This window comes from Mesorhizobium sp. B2-1-3A (assembly GCF_006442655.1).
Taxonomy (GTDB): Bacteria; Pseudomonadota; Alphaproteobacteria; order Rhizobiales; family Rhizobiaceae; genus Mesorhizobium.
The window spans coordinates 63,004-78,686 of record NZ_VFWK01000002.1; the positions used below are offsets into that span (position 1 = coordinate 63,004).

15 protein-coding genes are annotated in these 15,683 nt (G+C 63.9%); 9 read left to right on the top strand and 6 right to left on the bottom strand.

Annotated features, from left to right (window positions below):
- The first annotated feature begins 93 nt into the window (after nucleotides 1–93).
- Nucleotides 94–1,848 carry an ABC transporter ATP-binding protein gene (locus tag FJ977_RS06910; protein WP_140771326.1) on the top strand — a complete coding sequence of 585 codons (1,755 nt, stop codon included), beginning with the start codon at nucleotides 94–96 and terminating at the stop codon, nucleotides 1,846–1,848.
- 165 nt (nucleotides 1,849–2,013) lie between these two features.
- Here FJ977_RS06910 and ilvD read toward each other — a convergent pair whose 3' ends face one another.
- The gene (gene ilvD, locus FJ977_RS06915; protein ID WP_140769879.1) at nucleotides 2,014–3,858 is read right to left on the bottom strand and encodes a dihydroxy-acid dehydratase; all 1,845 of its coding nucleotides are present in this window, start codon (nucleotides 3,856–3,858) and stop codon (nucleotides 2,014–2,016) included.
- A gap of 265 nt (nucleotides 3,859–4,123) precedes the next feature.
- Between ilvD and FJ977_RS06920 the strand changes: the two genes are divergently transcribed.
- Nucleotides 4,124–4,591 (top strand): VOC family protein, encoded by a 468-nt coding sequence (locus FJ977_RS06920; protein ID WP_140769881.1) that lies wholly within the window; start codon nucleotides 4,124–4,126, stop codon nucleotides 4,589–4,591.
- Between the two features lie 175 nt (nucleotides 4,592–4,766).
- Here the strand turns inward: FJ977_RS06920 and FJ977_RS06925 are convergent, their stop codons facing one another.
- Nucleotides 4,767–6,359, bottom strand: coding sequence for a peptide chain release factor 3 (locus FJ977_RS06925; protein WP_056569618.1), 1,593 nt, complete (start codon nucleotides 6,357–6,359; stop codon nucleotides 4,767–4,769).
- 227 nt (nucleotides 6,360–6,586) lie between these two features.
- Between FJ977_RS06925 and FJ977_RS06930 the strand changes: the two genes are divergently transcribed.
- Nucleotides 6,587–7,660 (top strand): FAD-binding oxidoreductase, encoded by a 1,074-nt coding sequence (locus tag FJ977_RS06930; protein ID WP_140769882.1) that lies wholly within the window; start codon nucleotides 6,587–6,589, stop codon nucleotides 7,658–7,660.
- Here FJ977_RS06930 and FJ977_RS06935 read toward each other — a convergent pair.
- The 3 genes from FJ977_RS06935 to FJ977_RS06945 form a co-directional block, all read right to left on the bottom strand.
- The gene (locus FJ977_RS06935) at nucleotides 7,654–9,027 is read right to left on the bottom strand and encodes an amidase (RefSeq protein ID WP_140769884.1); all 1,374 of its coding nucleotides are present in this window, start codon (nucleotides 9,025–9,027) and stop codon (nucleotides 7,654–7,656) included. The two genes, FJ977_RS06930 and FJ977_RS06935, sit on opposite strands and share 7 nt — an antisense overlap.
- Nucleotides 9,028–9,180: 153 nt before the next feature.
- Nucleotides 9,181–9,981: a class II glutamine amidotransferase gene (locus FJ977_RS06940; RefSeq protein ID WP_140769886.1), complete on the bottom strand. Its 801-nt coding sequence runs from the start codon at nucleotides 9,979–9,981 to the stop codon at nucleotides 9,181–9,183.
- A 15-nt stretch (nucleotides 9,982–9,996) separates the two neighbouring features.
- Nucleotides 9,997–10,245, bottom strand: coding sequence for a DUF6356 family protein (locus FJ977_RS06945; RefSeq protein ID WP_140769888.1), 249 nt, complete (start codon nucleotides 10,243–10,245; stop codon nucleotides 9,997–9,999).
- Nucleotides 10,246–10,356: 111 nt separating this feature from the next.
- On the opposite strand from FJ977_RS06945, the gene FJ977_RS06950 reads away from it, so the two are divergent.
- The 6 genes from FJ977_RS06950 to FJ977_RS06975 all read left to right on the top strand — a co-directional run bounded on the left by FJ977_RS06950 (nucleotide 10,357) and on the right by FJ977_RS06975 (nucleotide 14,903).
- Entirely contained in the window at nucleotides 10,357–10,827 is a 471-nt protein-coding gene (locus tag FJ977_RS06950; protein ID WP_140771327.1) for an Lrp/AsnC family transcriptional regulator, read from the top strand.
- A 114-nt stretch (nucleotides 10,828–10,941) separates the two neighbouring features.
- Complete coding sequence (gene dut / locus FJ977_RS06955) at nucleotides 10,942–11,427, top strand: dUTP diphosphatase (protein WP_140769890.1); 486 nt, start codon at nucleotides 10,942–10,944, stop codon at nucleotides 11,425–11,427.
- Nucleotides 11,427–12,086, top strand: a complete 660-nt coding sequence (locus tag FJ977_RS06960; protein WP_140769892.1) for an HAD family phosphatase — start codon at nucleotides 11,427–11,429, stop codon at nucleotides 12,084–12,086. Before dut ends, FJ977_RS06960 begins: the two co-directional genes overlap by 1 nt.
- A gap of 73 nt (nucleotides 12,087–12,159) precedes the next feature.
- Nucleotides 12,160–13,014 carry a hypothetical protein gene (locus FJ977_RS06965; RefSeq protein ID WP_140769894.1) on the top strand — a complete coding sequence of 285 codons (855 nt, stop codon included), beginning with the start codon at nucleotides 12,160–12,162 and terminating at the stop codon, nucleotides 13,012–13,014.
- A 73-nt stretch (nucleotides 13,015–13,087) separates the two neighbouring features.
- Nucleotides 13,088–13,888, top strand: a complete 801-nt coding sequence (locus FJ977_RS06970; RefSeq protein WP_140769896.1) for an oxaloacetate decarboxylase — start codon at nucleotides 13,088–13,090, stop codon at nucleotides 13,886–13,888.
- Between the two features lie 16 nt (nucleotides 13,889–13,904).
- Nucleotides 13,905–14,903 carry a proline racemase family protein gene (locus FJ977_RS06975; protein WP_140769898.1) on the top strand — a complete coding sequence of 333 codons (999 nt, stop codon included), beginning with the start codon at nucleotides 13,905–13,907 and terminating at the stop codon, nucleotides 14,901–14,903.
- A gap of 15 nt (nucleotides 14,904–14,918) precedes the next feature.
- Here FJ977_RS06975 and FJ977_RS06980 read toward each other — a convergent pair whose 3' ends face one another.
- Nucleotides 14,919–15,620, bottom strand: coding sequence for a sulfate transporter family protein (locus FJ977_RS06980; protein ID WP_140769900.1), 702 nt, complete (start codon nucleotides 15,618–15,620; stop codon nucleotides 14,919–14,921).
- Nucleotides 15,621–15,683: the final 63 nt, after the last annotated feature.

The following is a 15,683-nucleotide window of genomic DNA, read 5'->3' on the forward strand; positions in this document are numbered from 1 at the left end:
TAAGCCGCCTTTCGTCCACGCAGCGATCGGCTTCGGACTCAAGGCCACAGTCGCAAACCATGGAAGTCTCGTGTGAACTTGAACTTGCCGTTCCTGAAACGCGACGAACGCTCGGCGGAGAACCAGCGCCTTATCGTGCGGTTGGTCAAAGAGTCCTTCGGACAGCATAAGTTCGGATACGGGGCGGCCATCCTGTCGATGCTGGTGGTGGCCGGCATGACGGCTGCCAGCGCCTGGATCCTGCGCGAAATCACCAATGAGTTCGTGATCGACAAGCGGATCGACCGTGTCAACATGATTGCCGGCGCGGTCGCCGGGATTTTCATCCTCAAGGGCCTCGCCAATTTCGTCCAGGCCTACTTCATGAGCCGGGTCGGCAATGCCATCATTGCCGACCGGCAGCGCAAGATCTACGATCGCATCCTGGCGCAAGGCATCGAATTTTACCATTCGACCTCGTCATCGGACCTGATCACCCGCATGACCAACAATGCCCAGGCGGCACGCAACGTGCTCGACCTGATCGTCACTTCCTATGTCCGCGATCTGGTGACCCTGCTCGCCTTGATTGGCGTCATGATCTGGCAGCAACCGGCGCTGTCGCTGATCTGCTTCGTCGTCGGTCCGCTGGCCATCTACGGCGTCAATCGCATCCTGAAGCGTGTGCGCAAGTTCGCCGCCATGGAGTTCCGCTCGGTCGGCCAGATCATCCAGGTGATGCAGGAAACCGCGATCGGCGTGCGCGTCGTCAAATCCTTCAACCTCGAAAGCCTGATGCGCAAGCGCATGTACAAGGCGGTGGCGGACGTCGAGGATCGGGCCAACAACATCGCCGCGCTGGAAGCGGTCACCAGCCCGGTGATGGAGACGCTGGCAGGACTGGCGATCGCCGGCGCCGTCATGGTCAGCGGTCTCCTGGTCCTGCAGGGCGGCCAGATGCCTGGCAACATCATGGCCTTCATCGCGGCGCTGCTGCTTGCCTATGAGCCGGCAAAGCGACTTGCGCGCGTGCGCATCTCGCTGGAAAGCGGCATTGTCGGCGTGCGCATGATGTTCCAGCTCGCCGACGAGCCGCTGACCCTGGCCGAGAAACCGAACGCGCGGCCGCTTCGGGCCGGACCAGGCGAGATCCGGTTCGACGCCGTCAGCTTCGCCTATCAGAACGGTCCGCCTGTGCTCGACGGATTCGACCTGACCCTTTCAGCGGGCAAGATGACGGCGCTGGTCGGCCCCTCCGGCGGCGGCAAATCGACGATCCTGAACCTGATCATGCGCATGTACGACCCGAAGAGCGGCAAGGTCCTGCTCGACGGCCAGGATATTTCGCATGCGACGCTCGCCTCGCTCAGGGAAAAGATCGCCTATGTCAGCCAGGACACGTTCCTGTTTGCCGGCACGATCATGCACAACATCAGGCTCGGGCGAGAGGGCGCGACCGACGACGAAGTGATCGCCGCCGCCAAGGCCGCCAACGCGCATGACTTCATCATGGCGCAGGCGAAAGGCTATGAGACCGATGTCGGCGAGAATGGCGGCCTGTTGTCGGGCGGCCAGCGCCAACGCATCTCGATCGCACGCGCCATGCTGCGCAATGCCGAGATCCTGCTGCTCGACGAGGCGACCAGCGCGCTCGACGCCGAATCCGAAGCGCTGTTCCGCGACGCACTGCAGCAACTGACCGAAGGGCGCACGACGATCGTCATCGCCCACCGCCTGTCGACCGTGCACCAGGCCGACACGATCGTTGTGCTCGAGGGTGGCAAGGTGGTGGAGAGCGGGCCACATCGTGCGCTGCTCAATCAGGGCGGGCTTTATCAGAAGCTTTATGAATATCAGCTGATGCCGTAGCACGGCGCCTTTCCTTCTCCCCTTGTGGGAGAAGGTGGATTGCGGCGAAGCGGCAAGACGGATGAGGGGTGTTCCAGCGGAGTGAGACGTTGGCGTTCCCTGGAACACCCCTCATCCGTCGCCTGCGGCGACACCTTCTCCCACAAGGGGAGAAGGAAGAAACCCTTATTCCGGCACGTGCCGCACCGCGCCCTTGTCGGCGCTGGTGGCGAAGGCGGCGTAGGCGCGCAGCGCGGTCGTCACCTTGCGCTTGCGCTTTTCCTCCGGCTTCCAGGCCAAGGCGCCCTTGGCCGCCATCGCCGCGCGCCGTGCCTCAAGCTCGGCATCGCTGACGGCCAAGCGGATGGTGCGGTTGGGAATGTCGATCTCGATCGTATCCCCTTCCCTGACCAACCCGATCGTGCCGCCTTCGGCGGCTTCGGGCGAGACATGGCCGATCGACAGGCCCGACGTGCCGCCGGAGAAGCGGCCATCGGTGACCAGCGCGCAGGCCTTGCCGAGGCCCTTCGACTTCAGATAGCTGGTCGGATAGAGCATTTCCTGCATGCCGGGACCGCCACGCGGTCCCTCATAGCGGATGACGACGACATCGCCGGCCTTGATCTCGTTGGACAAGATTGCCTTGACAGAAGCGTCCTGGCTTTCGAACACGCGCGCCGGGCCGGTGAATTTCAGGATCGACTCATCGACGCCCGCCGTTTTCACGATGCAACCGTCGAGCGCCAGATTGCCTTTCAGCACGGCAAGACCGCCATCCTTCGAAAACGGCGTCTTTGCGGAACGGATGACGCCCGTCTCACGGTTGGTGTCGAGCTCGTCCCAGCGCCGGTCCTGGCTGAAGGCGACCTGCGTCGGCACGCCGCCGGGCGCGGCGAGGAAGAAGTCGCGGACATTCTGGCTGGAGGTGCGCGAAATATCCCAATGGTCGAGCGCCTCGCCGAGGCTGGCCGTATGCACCGTCGGCAGGTCGCGGTTGATCAGCCCTGCTTCGTCGAGCTGGCCAAGGATGGCCATGATGCCGCCGGCGCGGTGGACATCTTCCATATGCACGTCGGACTTTGCCGGGGCCACCTTGCAGAGCACAGGAACCCGCCGCGACAGCCGGTCGATATCCTCCATGGTGAAGTCGACCTCGCCCTCATGGGCCGCGGCCAGGATGTGCAGCACCGTGTTGGTCGAACCGCCCATGGCAATGTCGAGCGTCATGGCGTTCTCGAAGGCGCCCTTCGAGGCGATGCTGCGTGGCAGCGCCGTCTCGTCATCCTGTTCATAATAGCGCTGGGCGAGATCGACGACGAGATGGCCGGCTTCGACGAACAGCCGCTTGCGGTCGGCATGCGTCGCCAGCGTCGAGCCGTTGCCCGGCAGCGACAGGCCGAGCGCTTCGGTCAGGCAATTCATCGAATTGGCGGTGAACATGCCCGAACAGGAACCGCAGGTCGGGCAAGCCGAGCGCTCGATGACCTTGACGTCCTCGTCGGAGATCTTGTCGTCGGCGGCCGCGACCATGGCGTCGACCAGGTCGAGCGCCTGCGTCTTGCCAGCCAGCACCACCTTGCCGGCCTCCATCGGTCCGCCCGAGACGAACACGGTCGGGATGTTGAGGCGCAGCGAGGCCATCAGCATGCCGGGAGTGATCTTGTCGCAATTGGAGATGCAGACCATGGCGTCGGCGCAGTGGGCGTTGACCATGTATTCGACGGAATCGGCGATCAATTCGCGCGACGGCAGCGAATAGAGCATGCCGTCATGGCCCATGGCGATGCCGTCATCGACGGCGATGGTGTTGAACTCCTTGGCGACGCCGCCGGCCTTCTCGATCTCGCGCGCGACCAACTGGCCGAGGTCCTTCAGATGGACATGGCCCGGCACGAACTGGGTGAAGGAATTGACCACCGCGATGATCGGCTTGCCGAAATCCGAGTCCTTCATGCCGGTGGCGCGCCACAGGCCGCGGGCGCCGGCCATGTTGCGGCCATGGGTGGTGGTGCGGGAGCGATAGGCAGGCATGTTTTTTCCTTGGTGGCTGGCCGCGGCCAAGGCATGGCGCGGCGGAGCTGAATTTGGATCGCAGGCGTTATAGACGCCAGAGCTTGGTCTGGCCACATTTTTGCGATGCGCCAGATTCCGCCGAAAAACGAGAGACCAGGAAAAATCGCACGCCGCTGTCGGATTGCGCGGCGCGCGACCGTCCTTGGGCAGACGGCACGGAAATGGCACCATTCTCGGGGTCAGCCGTTTCACACTAGCAGCAAGAGCAAGCGAGGAGCGCGACATGCAAAAGATCACCACCTGCCTGTGGTTCGACGGCCAGGCCGAAGAGGCGATGAACCACTATGTCTCCATCTTCAAGAATTCGAAGGTGCTGAGCGTTCTGCGCTGGCCCAAGGGACACGCCAGTGAGGGCAAAGTGCTGATGACCACGTTCGAGCTCGACGGCGTGCCGTTCCAGGCGCTCAATGGCGGCCCGAACTTCAAGTTCAACGAGGCGATGTCACAGTCGATCGACTGCAAGACGCAGGAAGAGGTGGATTATTTCTGGGAAAAGCTCACGGAAGGTGGCGAGCCGGGCGTCTGCAGCTGGCTGAAAGACAAGTTCGGCGTCTCCTGGCAGGTCGTGCCGGAGCAATTGCCGAGGCTGCTTCTGGATCCGGACAGGGCCAAGGCCGGCCGGGTGATGTCGGCGATGATGCAGATGGGCAAGATCGACATCGCCAAGATCGAAGCGGCGGCCAAAGGTTAAGCACTGCGCGATCTTCCCTTCCCCCCTTGTGGGGGAAGGTGGATTGCCGCGAAGCGGCAAGACGGATGAGGGGTGTTCCAGCGGAGTGAGGCGTTTGCGTTCCCTGGAGCACCCCTCATCCGACCTCGCTTCGCGAGGCCACCTTCCCCCACAAGGGGGGAAGGAAAAACAACCCTTACGCCGCCTTGTCGCGGACCTGGTAGTCCTTGATCGTGGCGAAGCGGATCGCCTTCCAGCGTTCCGCTTCGTAGTTCAGCGAGAAGGCGTGCTGGGCGAGGAACACCGGATCGTTGTCGAGGTCGCGGGCAATGTCGCCGCGATGCGCCTCGATGAAGCGCAAGACCTCCGCCTTGTCGTCGGCCGATATCCAGCGGCAGACGGAAAAGCGCGACATCTCGAATTCGACGGGCAGTGTGTATTCGAAATTCAGCCGCTCCTTCAACACGTCCAGCTGCAGCGCGCCGACAACGCCGACGATGGCCGGCGAGCCGTCCTCGGGCGAGAACAGCTGCACGACGCCTTCTTCGGCCATCTGGTGCAGCGCTTCCTTGAGTTTCTTCGCCTTCATCGCGTCGCCGAGGCGGACGCGGCGCAGGATCTCCGGCGCGAAATTCGGCACGCCGCGGAACAGTATTTCCTCTCCTTCGGTCAGCGTATCGCCGATGCGCAGTGTGCCGTGATTGGGGATGCCGACGACGTCGCCGGCAAAGGCTTCGTCCGCCGTCACGCGGGTGCGGGCAAAGAAGAATTGCGGCGCGGACAGGGACATCGGCTTTCCCGTGCGCACCAGCTTGGCCTTCATGCCGCGCTCGAGCTTGCCCGAGCAGACGCGAACGAAAGCGATGCGGTCGCGGTGATTGGGGTCCATGTTGGCCTGGATCTTGAAGACGAAGGAGGTCATCTTGTCCTCGGTCGCCTCGACGGTTCGCGTGTCGGCATCCTGCGCGCGCGGCGGCGGGCCGAAGGCGCCGAGCGCCTCGATCAGGTCGCGAACGCCGTAATTGCGCAGCGCCGAGCCGAAATAGACCGGCGTCAGATGGCCCTCGCGGAAGGCGTCTATATCAAGGGGTCTGCACGCTTCTCGCGCGAGCTCCAGCTCCTCGATGAAGGCCTCGCGCTCGTTTTCCGGCAGCAGGCCGGCGACGCGGTTGGAATCGGGACCGTTGACCGGCGTGCGTTCCTTCTCGTCGTCGCCCTTGCGCACCGCGTTCAACGCCAGGTGATAGGTACCGGAGAACGTCTTGCCGCGGCCGATCGGCCAGGTGATGGGGGCAGTGTCCAGTGCCAGCTTCTGTTCGATCTCGTCCAAAATCTCGAAAGGATCGCGGCTTTCGCGGTCCATCTTGTTGACGAAGGTGATGATCGGGATGTCGCGCAGCCGGCAGACTTCGAACAGTTTCAGCGTGCGCGGCTCGATGCCCTTGGCGGCGTCGATGACCATGACGGCCGAGTCGACCGCCGACAGCGTGCGATAGGTGTCGTCGGCGAAATCCTCGTGGCCGGGCGTGTCCAGGAGGTTGAAGACATTGTCCTCATATTCGAACGTCATCACCGAGGTGACGACCGAAATGCCGCGCTCGCGCTCTATCTTCATCCAGTCGGACCGGGTCTGGATGCGGTCCTTCTTGGCCTTGACCTCGCCGGCAAGCTGGATGGCGCCGCCGAACAGCAGCAGCTTTTCGGTGAGCGTCGTCTTGCCGGCGTCGGGGTGGGCGATGATCGCGAAGGTGCGGCGGCGCGCCACTTCCTCTGGTATTGTTTCGGGCATTCTCTGGGATTTCCGTGTGACAGGCCGGGTTTCTAGCAGCGCAGTGCCGGGCTGTCGACCGGTCCGGCGGCCCTGACGCCGCCGGATGCCGTCTCGCTGTCCAGATCCGCAATTCGACCGTCCCTGCTCCACACTGGCCGAGAGCCGGACATTTCGACATTGGCAAGCGGCTATAGGAATGCCACTTGGATAAACATCCGTTGGAATCACGAGACAGAGGAGCGAGCATGGCAGCGGCGAAACAAGTCATCGTCATCGGCGCCGGCATCATCGGCGCTTCGATCGCCTGGCACCTGACCAAGGCCGGTGCACAGGTGACGGTCGTTTCCGAAAGCGGCGCAGGTGGCGTCGCGACGCCCAATTCCTTTGCCTGGATCAACGCCAGTTGGGGCAACCCCGAAATCTATTTCCGGCTGCGCATCCGCGCCATGGCCGAGTGGAAACGGCTGGCAAATGAGCTGCCCGGGCTTCCGCTCGCCTGGTGCGGTGGCCTGTGCTGGGACCTGCCGGCCGACCGGCTCGAAGCCTACGCGGCCGAACACTCTTCATGGGGCTACGGCATCGAACGCGTCGACGCCAAGCGGGCGGCGCAAATCGAGCCCAACCTCGTCGAGCCCCCTGAATTCGCTGTTTATGTCGCCGAGGAAGGCGTGACCGAACCGGTTGCCGCGGCCAGGGCCCTGCTGGCCGATGCCGAACGGCATGGCACGCGGGTCATTGCCAGCACGGTTTCGGCGCTGGCCCAGACCAATGGCCGGATTACCGGCGTGGACACATCGCATGGGCTGATTGCCGCCGACGAAGTGGTGATCGCCGCCGGCGTCGGCGCTCCGGACATTGCCGCGACGGCGGGGATCAGCCTGCCGATCGAGACGCCGCCTGGCCTGATCGTCCATTCGCGGCCACACAAAAAGCTGCTCAACGGCCTGGTGCACGACGAGAAGTTGCATATGCGCCAGACGGCTGAAGGCCGCATCATCGCCGGCTCGGATTTCGCCGGCGGCGACCCAGGCGATGACCCCGCTGCCACGGCGCGCGAATTGTTTGCAGTAGCGAAGGCAGCGTTGCGCGGCGCCGGGGACCTGGAGCTCGATTTCCACACGGTCGGCTACCGGCCGACGCCGATCGACGGCTTTCCGATCATCGGCCGCGCGGAGAGCATGGACGGCTTGTATATTGCCGTCATGCATTCCGGCATCACGCTGGCGCCGGCCGTCGGCCTGTTCGCTGCGCGGGAAATCCTCGACGGCGAGCGCGACACGCTGCTGGCGCCCTATGGATTGTCGCGCTTCGCTCAGTAGCCCGGCGGACGGCGGAAGCCGCCGATAAGCGGCTCCATCGCCGCCGCAATACCAAGCAGCTGGGATTCCGACCAGCGTTTGCCGACCAGTTGCAGGCCGATCGGCAGGCCGTCGGGATCTTCACCATACGGCATCGAAAGTGCCGGATGGCCGCTGTAGTTGAAGACAGCGCCGTAGGCCGACAGCATCCAGTAGCTTTGTTCGCGACCGTCGACCTTGATCGGCTTGCCCGGCTCGCAATGCGGGAAGGCGGTGGTCATGGCGACCGGGCAGAGCAGCGCATCCCAGTCGTCGAAGAACCGGTCCCAGGCGAGAATGGATTTGTCGCGGCGGGCGAGCGCCTCGAACCAGCGCGAAACCGGTGTCGGCTGCGCCGAGGGCAGGGGTTGGGCAGCTTCCATCATCATGCCGATCAGTGCGCCGCCTTGCGCCAGATCGTCGTGCAGGTCGAGCCTGGGCAGTTTCGCTTCCTCCACGGTCGCCCCGGCCGAGCGCAGATTCCCGGCGAGATCTTCGACCGCCGCACTGATGTCCGCCGCCACCGGGAAGCCGCGAAAGGACGGCGCGAAGGCGACGCGCAGTGCCTTGAGGTCGAGCTTCGGCATGGCCTCGACCGGCACCGGCGCAAGATCGGTATCACGCCCGTCCGGCCCGGCGATGATCTGATAGATCAACGACAAATCGCCCACGCTGCGCGCCAGCGGTCCGAGGCAGGACATCAGCCGCACGCTGCGCGCCATGCCGTCCGGGTCCGGGAAGGCACCGGCCAGCGAGACGCGATGTTCCGTCGGCTTCAGCCCATAGACACCGCAGAATGCGGCAGGCAGTCGGATCGAATCCTGCATATCGGTGCCGACATCGAACGATGTCATTCCGGCGGCGACTGCTGCCGCGGCGCCGCCGCTGGAGCCGCCGGCGGTGCGCTCAAGGTGCCACGGATTGTTGGTGCGGCCGAACAACGGATTGTTCGACTGCCAGTCGGAAAGCATGGTCGCGACATTGGTCTTGGCCATCAGCACGCCGCCGGCGGCCTTCAGCCTCGCAACCACCGAGCTGTCGTGGCTGGCGATATAGTCGGCGAAGGGCGGAAAGCCGACCGTGGTTTTCATGCCTGCCGTCTCGTGCGTGTCCTTCAGGGTGAGGGGAACGCCATGCAATGGCCCGAGCGCCTCGCCGCGTGCAAGCGCCGCGTCGGCGTTTTTGGCGCGTTCGCGAGCGCCTTCCCTGTCGAGCGAAATGACGGCGTTGATGCCTTCGTTGTGTCGGTCGATCCGCGCCAGATGGGCGTCGAGCGCTTCGACAGCGGAGATCTTGCGTTGGGCAATGGCGGCGGCGAGGTCGACGGTTGAGGAGAAGGCGACGTCCATGGTGGATGCTCCGGCTTGGCCGCTTGCCTGGAAAATGGCGGACAGCGGCACGACTTCAAGCGGAGTTGAGCATTCGGAGCTTGGCTCCGTTTGATCGGAATTGTGCCGAGGCCAATTGAGGGGGGCGCTGGCCTGCGGCGTTTCCGACTTAGATTACCCTGCCAGCGCCAGCCTCGCCGCCGTCGGCGCGAATGGCCGAATGCTGATGCCGTCCCCAGTCATGGTGACGAAGCTCGACGGCGGGATCGCCTGCCAGTCGCCGCCTTCGCGATCGAAAGGCTCGGAGACGATGCAGCGGCCGCCACCCTTGCGCAGGGTAGAGGTGTAGAGTGTCGGCGCATGCGCATCGGTGGCATATCGAACCGCGTGCAGCGCCTGCCCGTCCGAGAAGGCGGCGGTAAGCTTCAGCGCCGGTTCGAGGCCGGCTCGGCGCGAGGCTTCGAGAACCCGGCTGGTGGCGCGCGACACCGCACCCTGCGGGTCGCCGGCCAATCCCTCGTCGATCATAAGGAGAAAAAAGAGTTCGGAATCGGTGGTGCCTTCGCGCTGGTCGAAGACGGCATCGGACAATGAATTCTCCAGCGCGCGACGGATTTTCTCGAAACCGCCTATCTGGCCGTTATGCATGAACGACCAGCGGCCGGAGATGAAGGGATGGCAGTTCATGCGGCTGGTCGCGCCGCCGGTCGAGGCCCGCACATGGGCGAGGAACAGGCCGGATTTGATCTGCCGGCACAGGCTCGTCAGATTGGGATCGGACCAGGCCGGCAGGATGTCGCGGTAGAGGCCGGGCTCCGGACGGTCGCCGTACCAGGCAAGGCCAAAGCCGTCGCCATTGGTCGGTGACTTCGCCTCCTGGGCGCAATGGCTCTGGGCGATCAGCGAGTGACAGGGCGCCGTGAGGATATCTTCGAGAAAGACCGCTTCACCGAGATAGGCCGCCCAACGGCACATCGCTTCTGTCGTCCTCTAGGCGCGATCCGGAAGAGCCGCGGGCTCCTTGGTCGCGTGTGTGCCTCTGTTGTGCGTCCGCTCGTAAAGCTCACGGACGATTCGGCTGGCGGTAGTCTCGAAGAGAAATGGCAAGAAAGCGTGAACGAGCGCGGCACCCGCCGCCATCAGCAAACGCGACGAAAACCAGGCAGCGAAGGCCATATGGCCGAAATAGGTCTCGCCAACCTTGGCCGGATGAGAGGTGAAGATGCTTGCGACTGACATGCTGGTCCCCTTCAGCGTGAGTTCCGATATGAGTATCCTGACACGCTTCGCCGGTTCATCGGTCTCAAAATGTCCTTGTATTTTGCCATTCAATGGGACAAATATCCCAATATGGCGCTGGATATCGATGAAATAGACCGAAAACTGCTTGCCGAATTGCAACGCGACGGCACGCTGTCGGTCGACCAGCTATCGGAACGGGTAGCCTTGTCGCGCAATGCCTGCTGGCGGCGCGTCAAGCGGCTGGAGGAAGAAGGCGTCATCACCGGACGCGTGGCGCTGGTCGATGCCGACAAGCTCGGGCTTGGATTGTCTGTGTTCATCCTGGTCCGGACGTCGAACCATGATCCGGACTGGCTGCACAAATTCCGCGCCGCGGTGACCGGCTTCCCCGAGATCACCGGCGTCTACCGCATGTCCGGCGACCTTGACTATGTCCTGCGCGCGCGTGTCGCCGACGTGAAAGCCTATGACCGGCTCTACCAGCGGCTGATCGCCAAGGTAGCGCTGTCCGATGTCTCCGCCTCCTTCGTGATGGAGGAAATCAAGGAAACGACGGTGGTTCCGATGGAAGTGCGCTGAAGCGTGCTAAGGTCATAGTGATGCCCGAGGTCATAGTGATGCCCGAAAGAAAGCCGTTGATACCCTTGCGGGCGAATTGACCGAATCGGCAATCGCGCCGATAGGATCGATTTTATGCGCGCAGCCCTCCAAAACTCCTCCGTCATCGGTCCGACCGTCGGCTTCGTCAGGTTGCCGCATGCTGAAGGACTACCCCTCCCCGCCTATGAAAGCGCCGGCGCCGCCGGGATGGATCTGCGCGCCGCGGTGCCCGACGACCGGCCGCTGCTGATCCTTCCCGGAAAACGCGCCCTGGTGCCGACCGGGCTGATCCTGGAAATCCCCGAAGGCATGGAAGGCCAGGTGCGGCCGCGCTCCGGGCTTGCTTTCAAGCATGGCCTCACCGTCCTCAATTCGCCAGGCACGGTCGACAGCGACTATCGCGGCGAGGTGAAGGTGCTGCTGGTCAATCTCGGCGATGAGGATTTTGCCGTGACGCGCGGCATGCGCATCGCCCAGATCGTTTTCGCCGCCGTGACGCAGGTGGCCGTCGAAGAACGGTCGCTGGCCGGTGGCACGGCGCGTGGCTCGGGCGGGTTCGGATCGACCGGCACCGCCTGATGCCCATCCCGAAACTTGTCATCTTCGACTGCGACGGGATCCTGGTCGACACGGAGAACCTTGCCAACCGGCGCCTTGCCGAGTGGCTGAGCGCGGCTGGCTATCCGACGAGCTTCGAATATTGCCGCAAGAATTTCTCCGGCCGCAGCATGGCCTCGGTGCAGAAAGAGATCGAAGAGCAGACCGATGTCCGCCTCGGCACCGATTTCGTCGATCGCTGGAATGCCGGCCTGCCGGACCTGTTTTCCCATGGCGTCGAGGCGATCCCCTATGTCCGGGAGTTCATCGAGGCGGTTCGCGGGGCCGGCATCCCCTATTGTGTCGCCACCTCGGCCAGGATTTCGAAGATGCACATCACGCTTGGCCAGACCGGGCTGCTGCCGCTCTTCGAACATGCGATGTTCAGTGCCACCATGGTCGGGCGCGGCAAACCGTTCCCCGACCTGTTCCTGCATGCGGCCAAGACCATGAGCTTCGCGCCCGCCGACTGCATCGTCATCGAGGACAGCGTCGCGGGCACGCAGGCCGGCATTGCCGCCGGCATGCGGGTGTTTTCCTATCATGGCGATCCCTATTCCGACCGCGACGGCCTGATCCAGGCCGGCGGCATCCTGTTCGATGACATGCGCGAGCTGGCCGGCCTGGTGCCGATCCACTGATCCTGTTCCGACACGGCTGCACGATGCCGGAACCCGTGCTAGCGTGACTGGCCTGATCTCCGGGGGGATATTCATGCCGACGAACCTGCTCCGCCTCATGCTCGCCTTGATGCTGCTGCCGTTCTTTTGGACTGCGGCCGGCGCGCAGGCCGTGAGCTCTCCCGAACTCAACAGCCCGCTGCCCGGCCGCAGCGATGTCACCTATCTCGACCTGGCCAAAATGGTCATCCCGGACCTCGCCGCCGACAAGGACGGTTTCTACAAGGGCGGATTGCCGATCGACATGCGCCACATTGCCGGTGACGATGACGGCGGCTCGCCGCCGGAGACGACGAGCCTGCCCAATGCGGCAGTGCTTCCCATCAAGGCCGGCGGCAAGGATCGGCTGGCGATGCTGTTCGATCTCGGCGATTCTCCCGACAGTGCCGAAGGCTATGCCGTGCTGGCGCTCTACGACGTGACAGCCAAGCCGAAACTGCTCGATGCGGCCAATGTCGCGGTCGACCGCAGCACCTATTTCCGCGAGCCGAACAAGCTTTCGATCGGCGCCGGCGACGACGTGCTCATCTCCATGAGCACGCATTTCAATTCGAACCAGGGCTATGTGAGTACGCTACTGATCCTGCCTCGCGAGGATCGCCTTCAATTGGTCGACACGATCAACACGTTCGACGAAAACGTCTGCGCTTACAAACGCACCCAGGACCTGGCCTTCCTGACGCTGGACGACGGAAAGCCCTATGCGGCGATCAAGGTGACGGCGACCGACGCCACGGTGCCGAGTGGTGAAAGTTGCGATGAGGCGGCGCCCGAGGCGGCCTCGCACGACATTTCCGTCGCCTACCATTGGGACACGAAGACTTCACACTACGTCAAGGATTCCGACGCGTTCGAGAAATTGTCAGCAGAGAACGCGAAGCGCTTCTGAACCAAACGCATTCGTTTGCCCGACTTGAGACAGCGCGGTAGCATCCGCTCAAAACTCGTGATGGGGAGCATTCATGGACAAGGGCAAGATCTTTCGCGACCTGCATGCCTCGACCTTCGTCATGCCCAATCCCTGGGATCCGGGCACGACCAAGCTGCTCGGCTCCTTCGGTTTCAAGGCGCTGGCGACGACCAGCGCCGGCTTCGCCTTTTCGCGCGGCCTGCCGGACGGCTCGGTGACCTTTGAACAGATGATCCATCATTGCCGCGAGGTGACGGCGGCGACCGACCTGCCGGTCTCGGCAGATCTCGAGAGGGGCAAGGGCGACAGCGCCGAGCGGGCCGCCGAAACCATCTTCGCGGCGGAAGCGGCCGGCCTTGCCGGCTGCTCGATCGAGGACCACACCGGCGATCCCGACAAGCCGATCTATGATTTTTCGCATGCGGTCGAGCGCGTCGCCGCGGCGGTGGAGGCGGCGCGGGCGCTGAAGCGCGATTTCGTATTCACCGCGCGCGCCGAAAATTTCCTCTGGGGCAGAACCGATCTCGACGACACGATCAAGCGGCTGCAGGCCTTCGAGAAGGCTGGAGCCGACGTGCTCTATGCGCCAGGGATCGGCGACATCGAGATGGTGCGTACGATCTGCTCGGCGGTCGGCAAGCCGGTCAACGTCATGGCAAAGCCGGGCTTTACCATCGCCGATCTTGCCATGGCCGGCGTGAAGCGCATTTCACTCGGGCCATGGCTGACCAATTTCGCCTACGGCATGCTGGAGACGGCGGCGCGCGAGATCCAGCAGGACGGCACGTTCGGCTTCACCCGCGCCGCCATGCCTTTCGGCAAGCTGCAGGCGCTCTACAGCAAGCCATCATGATGAACAGGCTGGGCGCATGACGCTGACCGTCGTCGACATGCATACGGGCGGCGAACCGCTGAGGATCGTCACCGGCGGCTATCCCCGCATCCCGAAGGGCACCATTCTGGAAAAGCGCGCCTATGTGCGCGACCATCTCGATCATCTCAGAAAAATCCTGATGTTCGAGCCGCGCGGCCATTACGATATGTACGGCGCCCTGCTGGTCGAGCCCGACTTGCCGGGCGCCGATCTCGCGGTGCTGTTCATGCACAATGAGGGCTATTCGACCATGTGCGGCCACGCCATCGTCGCGCTCGGCCGCTACGCCATCGATGAAGGGCTGGTGGCGAAACAGGAGCCGATCACGACCGTCAACATCGAAGCGCCGTGCGGCCTGGTCGTCGCTTCGGTCGAGGTTCTGGACGGCAAGGCCGGCGCCGTGTCGTTCGAGAGCGTGCCGGCCTTCCTGTTTGCCGGTGACCAGCAGATCGAGCTGACAAGGTATGGCAAGATCGGCTTCGACATCGCCTATGGCGGCGCTTTCTACGCGCTGGCGGACTGCCATCAGTTCGGGCTGGAATTCGGCCGTGACCGCGTGCGCGATTTTGTCGATGCCGCAACGACGCTGACGAACAGGCTCAAGGCGGAATTTCCGCTGTCGCATCCCGACCACGCCGACCTCGCCTTTCTCTACGGCACCATCCTGACCGACGGACGCGACGCGTTTTCCGGCGAGGTGACGAAGAACATCTGCGTCTTCGCCGAGGCCGAGGTCGACCGCTCGCCGACCGGCTCCGGCGTCACCGCCCGTCTCGCCGCCATGCTTGCCAAGGGCGAGATCGCTATCGGGCAGACGCGGACCTTCGATAGCATCGCCGGCTCACGCTTTTCCGGCGCGGTGGCGCGGACGGCGCGGGCCGGCCCGCATGAGGCGATCATCGCCCGCGTCGGCGGCCGCGCCTACTACTCCGGGCGGGCGGAATTCATTGTCGAGCCCGATGACGAGCTGGGGCGAGGTTTCCTGCTGCGTTGAGCCGAGCTAGCTGCGCTATCGACGTGCCGCTTCCCGTGCCGAAATCGCCTTGTGCAGGTGCACCATCATGGCGGCGGCGAAAAGCGGCGTCACCAAATTGAGCAACGGCACGGCGAGGAAGGCCGCGATGACCAGCCCGGCGAGAAAGACCGTGCCGGCATATTGCCGGCGCAAGGCCCTGGCTTCGTCTTCGCCGCGAAAGCGCATGGCGGCAAATTCGAAGAATTCGCGGCCGAGCAAATAGCCGTTGACGACGAAGAAGGCGGCAATGTTGATGCCCGGCACCAGCAGGAGCAGCAAGGCGACGATGTTGCCGAGGATGACGACGCCGAGGAATTTTATCGCCAGCACCAGCGAGCGCAGCGCCGGCATGGCGCGCCCAATCGGCTCGCCGGGATAGTCGGTGCGCTCAACCACTTCGGCGACATCGTCGAGGAACAGGCCGGCGATCATCGCCGTCACCGGGGCGACGAGCAGCGCCGTGCCGAAGGCAAGCGCTATTGCCGCGATGATGCCGCCCAGCCAGCCGGCCCAGGACGGCATGCCGGGCAACAAGGCCTGGAGCCACGGGAGCGCCAGCCACTCGACCAGGCTGGTCAGGCCGAACCACAAGGCGACCAGGGCCAGCACGGTCAGGCCAAGCGTCTTGACGAACACGGCGCGAAACGGCGGCGAGAGCAACTCGAGGGCCGCAGTGCGGGCAGCGTCGAAAATCACCGTGCTTCAACCCCAAGTCAGCGACAGCGCCGTAAAGGCGGGACGTTCACGAGATAGGCAGCG

Bases quoted from the DNA above. Each gene is read 5' to 3' on its own strand.
- FJ977_RS06970 (WP_140769896.1), top strand. From the start codon at position 13,088: ATGGACAAGGGCAAGATCTTTCGCGACCTGCATGCCTCGACCTTCGTC.
- FJ977_RS06940 (WP_140769886.1), bottom strand. From the start codon at position 9,981: ATGTGCCGTTGGGCGGCCTATCTCGGTGAAGCGGTCTTTCTCGAAGAT.
- FJ977_RS06960 (WP_140769892.1), top strand. From the start codon at position 11,427: ATGCCCATCCCGAAACTTGTCATCTTCGACTGCGACGGGATCCTGGTC.
- FJ977_RS06935 (WP_140769884.1), bottom strand. From the start codon at position 9,027: ATGGACGTCGCCTTCTCCTCAACCGTCGACCTCGCCGCCGCCATTGCC.
- FJ977_RS06920 (WP_140769881.1), top strand. From the start codon at position 4,124: ATGCAAAAGATCACCACCTGCCTGTGGTTCGACGGCCAGGCCGAAGAG.
- FJ977_RS06930 (WP_140769882.1), top strand. From the start codon at position 6,587: ATGGCAGCGGCGAAACAAGTCATCGTCATCGGCGCCGGCATCATCGGC.
- FJ977_RS06975 (WP_140769898.1), top strand. From the start codon at position 13,905: ATGACGCTGACCGTCGTCGACATGCATACGGGCGGCGAACCGCTGAGG.
- ilvD (WP_140769879.1), bottom strand. From the start codon at position 3,858: ATGCCTGCCTATCGCTCCCGCACCACCACCCATGGCCGCAACATGGCC.
- FJ977_RS06945 (WP_140769888.1), bottom strand. From the start codon at position 10,245: ATGTCAGTCGCAAGCATCTTCACCTCTCATCCGGCCAAGGTTGGCGAG.
- dut (WP_140769890.1), top strand. From the start codon at position 10,942: ATGCGCGCAGCCCTCCAAAACTCCTCCGTCATCGGTCCGACCGTCGGC.
- FJ977_RS06950 (WP_140771327.1), top strand. From the start codon at position 10,357: ATGGCGCTGGATATCGATGAAATAGACCGAAAACTGCTTGCCGAATTG.
- FJ977_RS06925 (WP_056569618.1), bottom strand. From the start codon at position 6,359: ATGCCCGAAACAATACCAGAGGAAGTGGCGCGCCGCCGCACCTTCGCG.
- FJ977_RS06965 (WP_140769894.1), top strand. From the start codon at position 12,160: ATGCCGACGAACCTGCTCCGCCTCATGCTCGCCTTGATGCTGCTGCCG.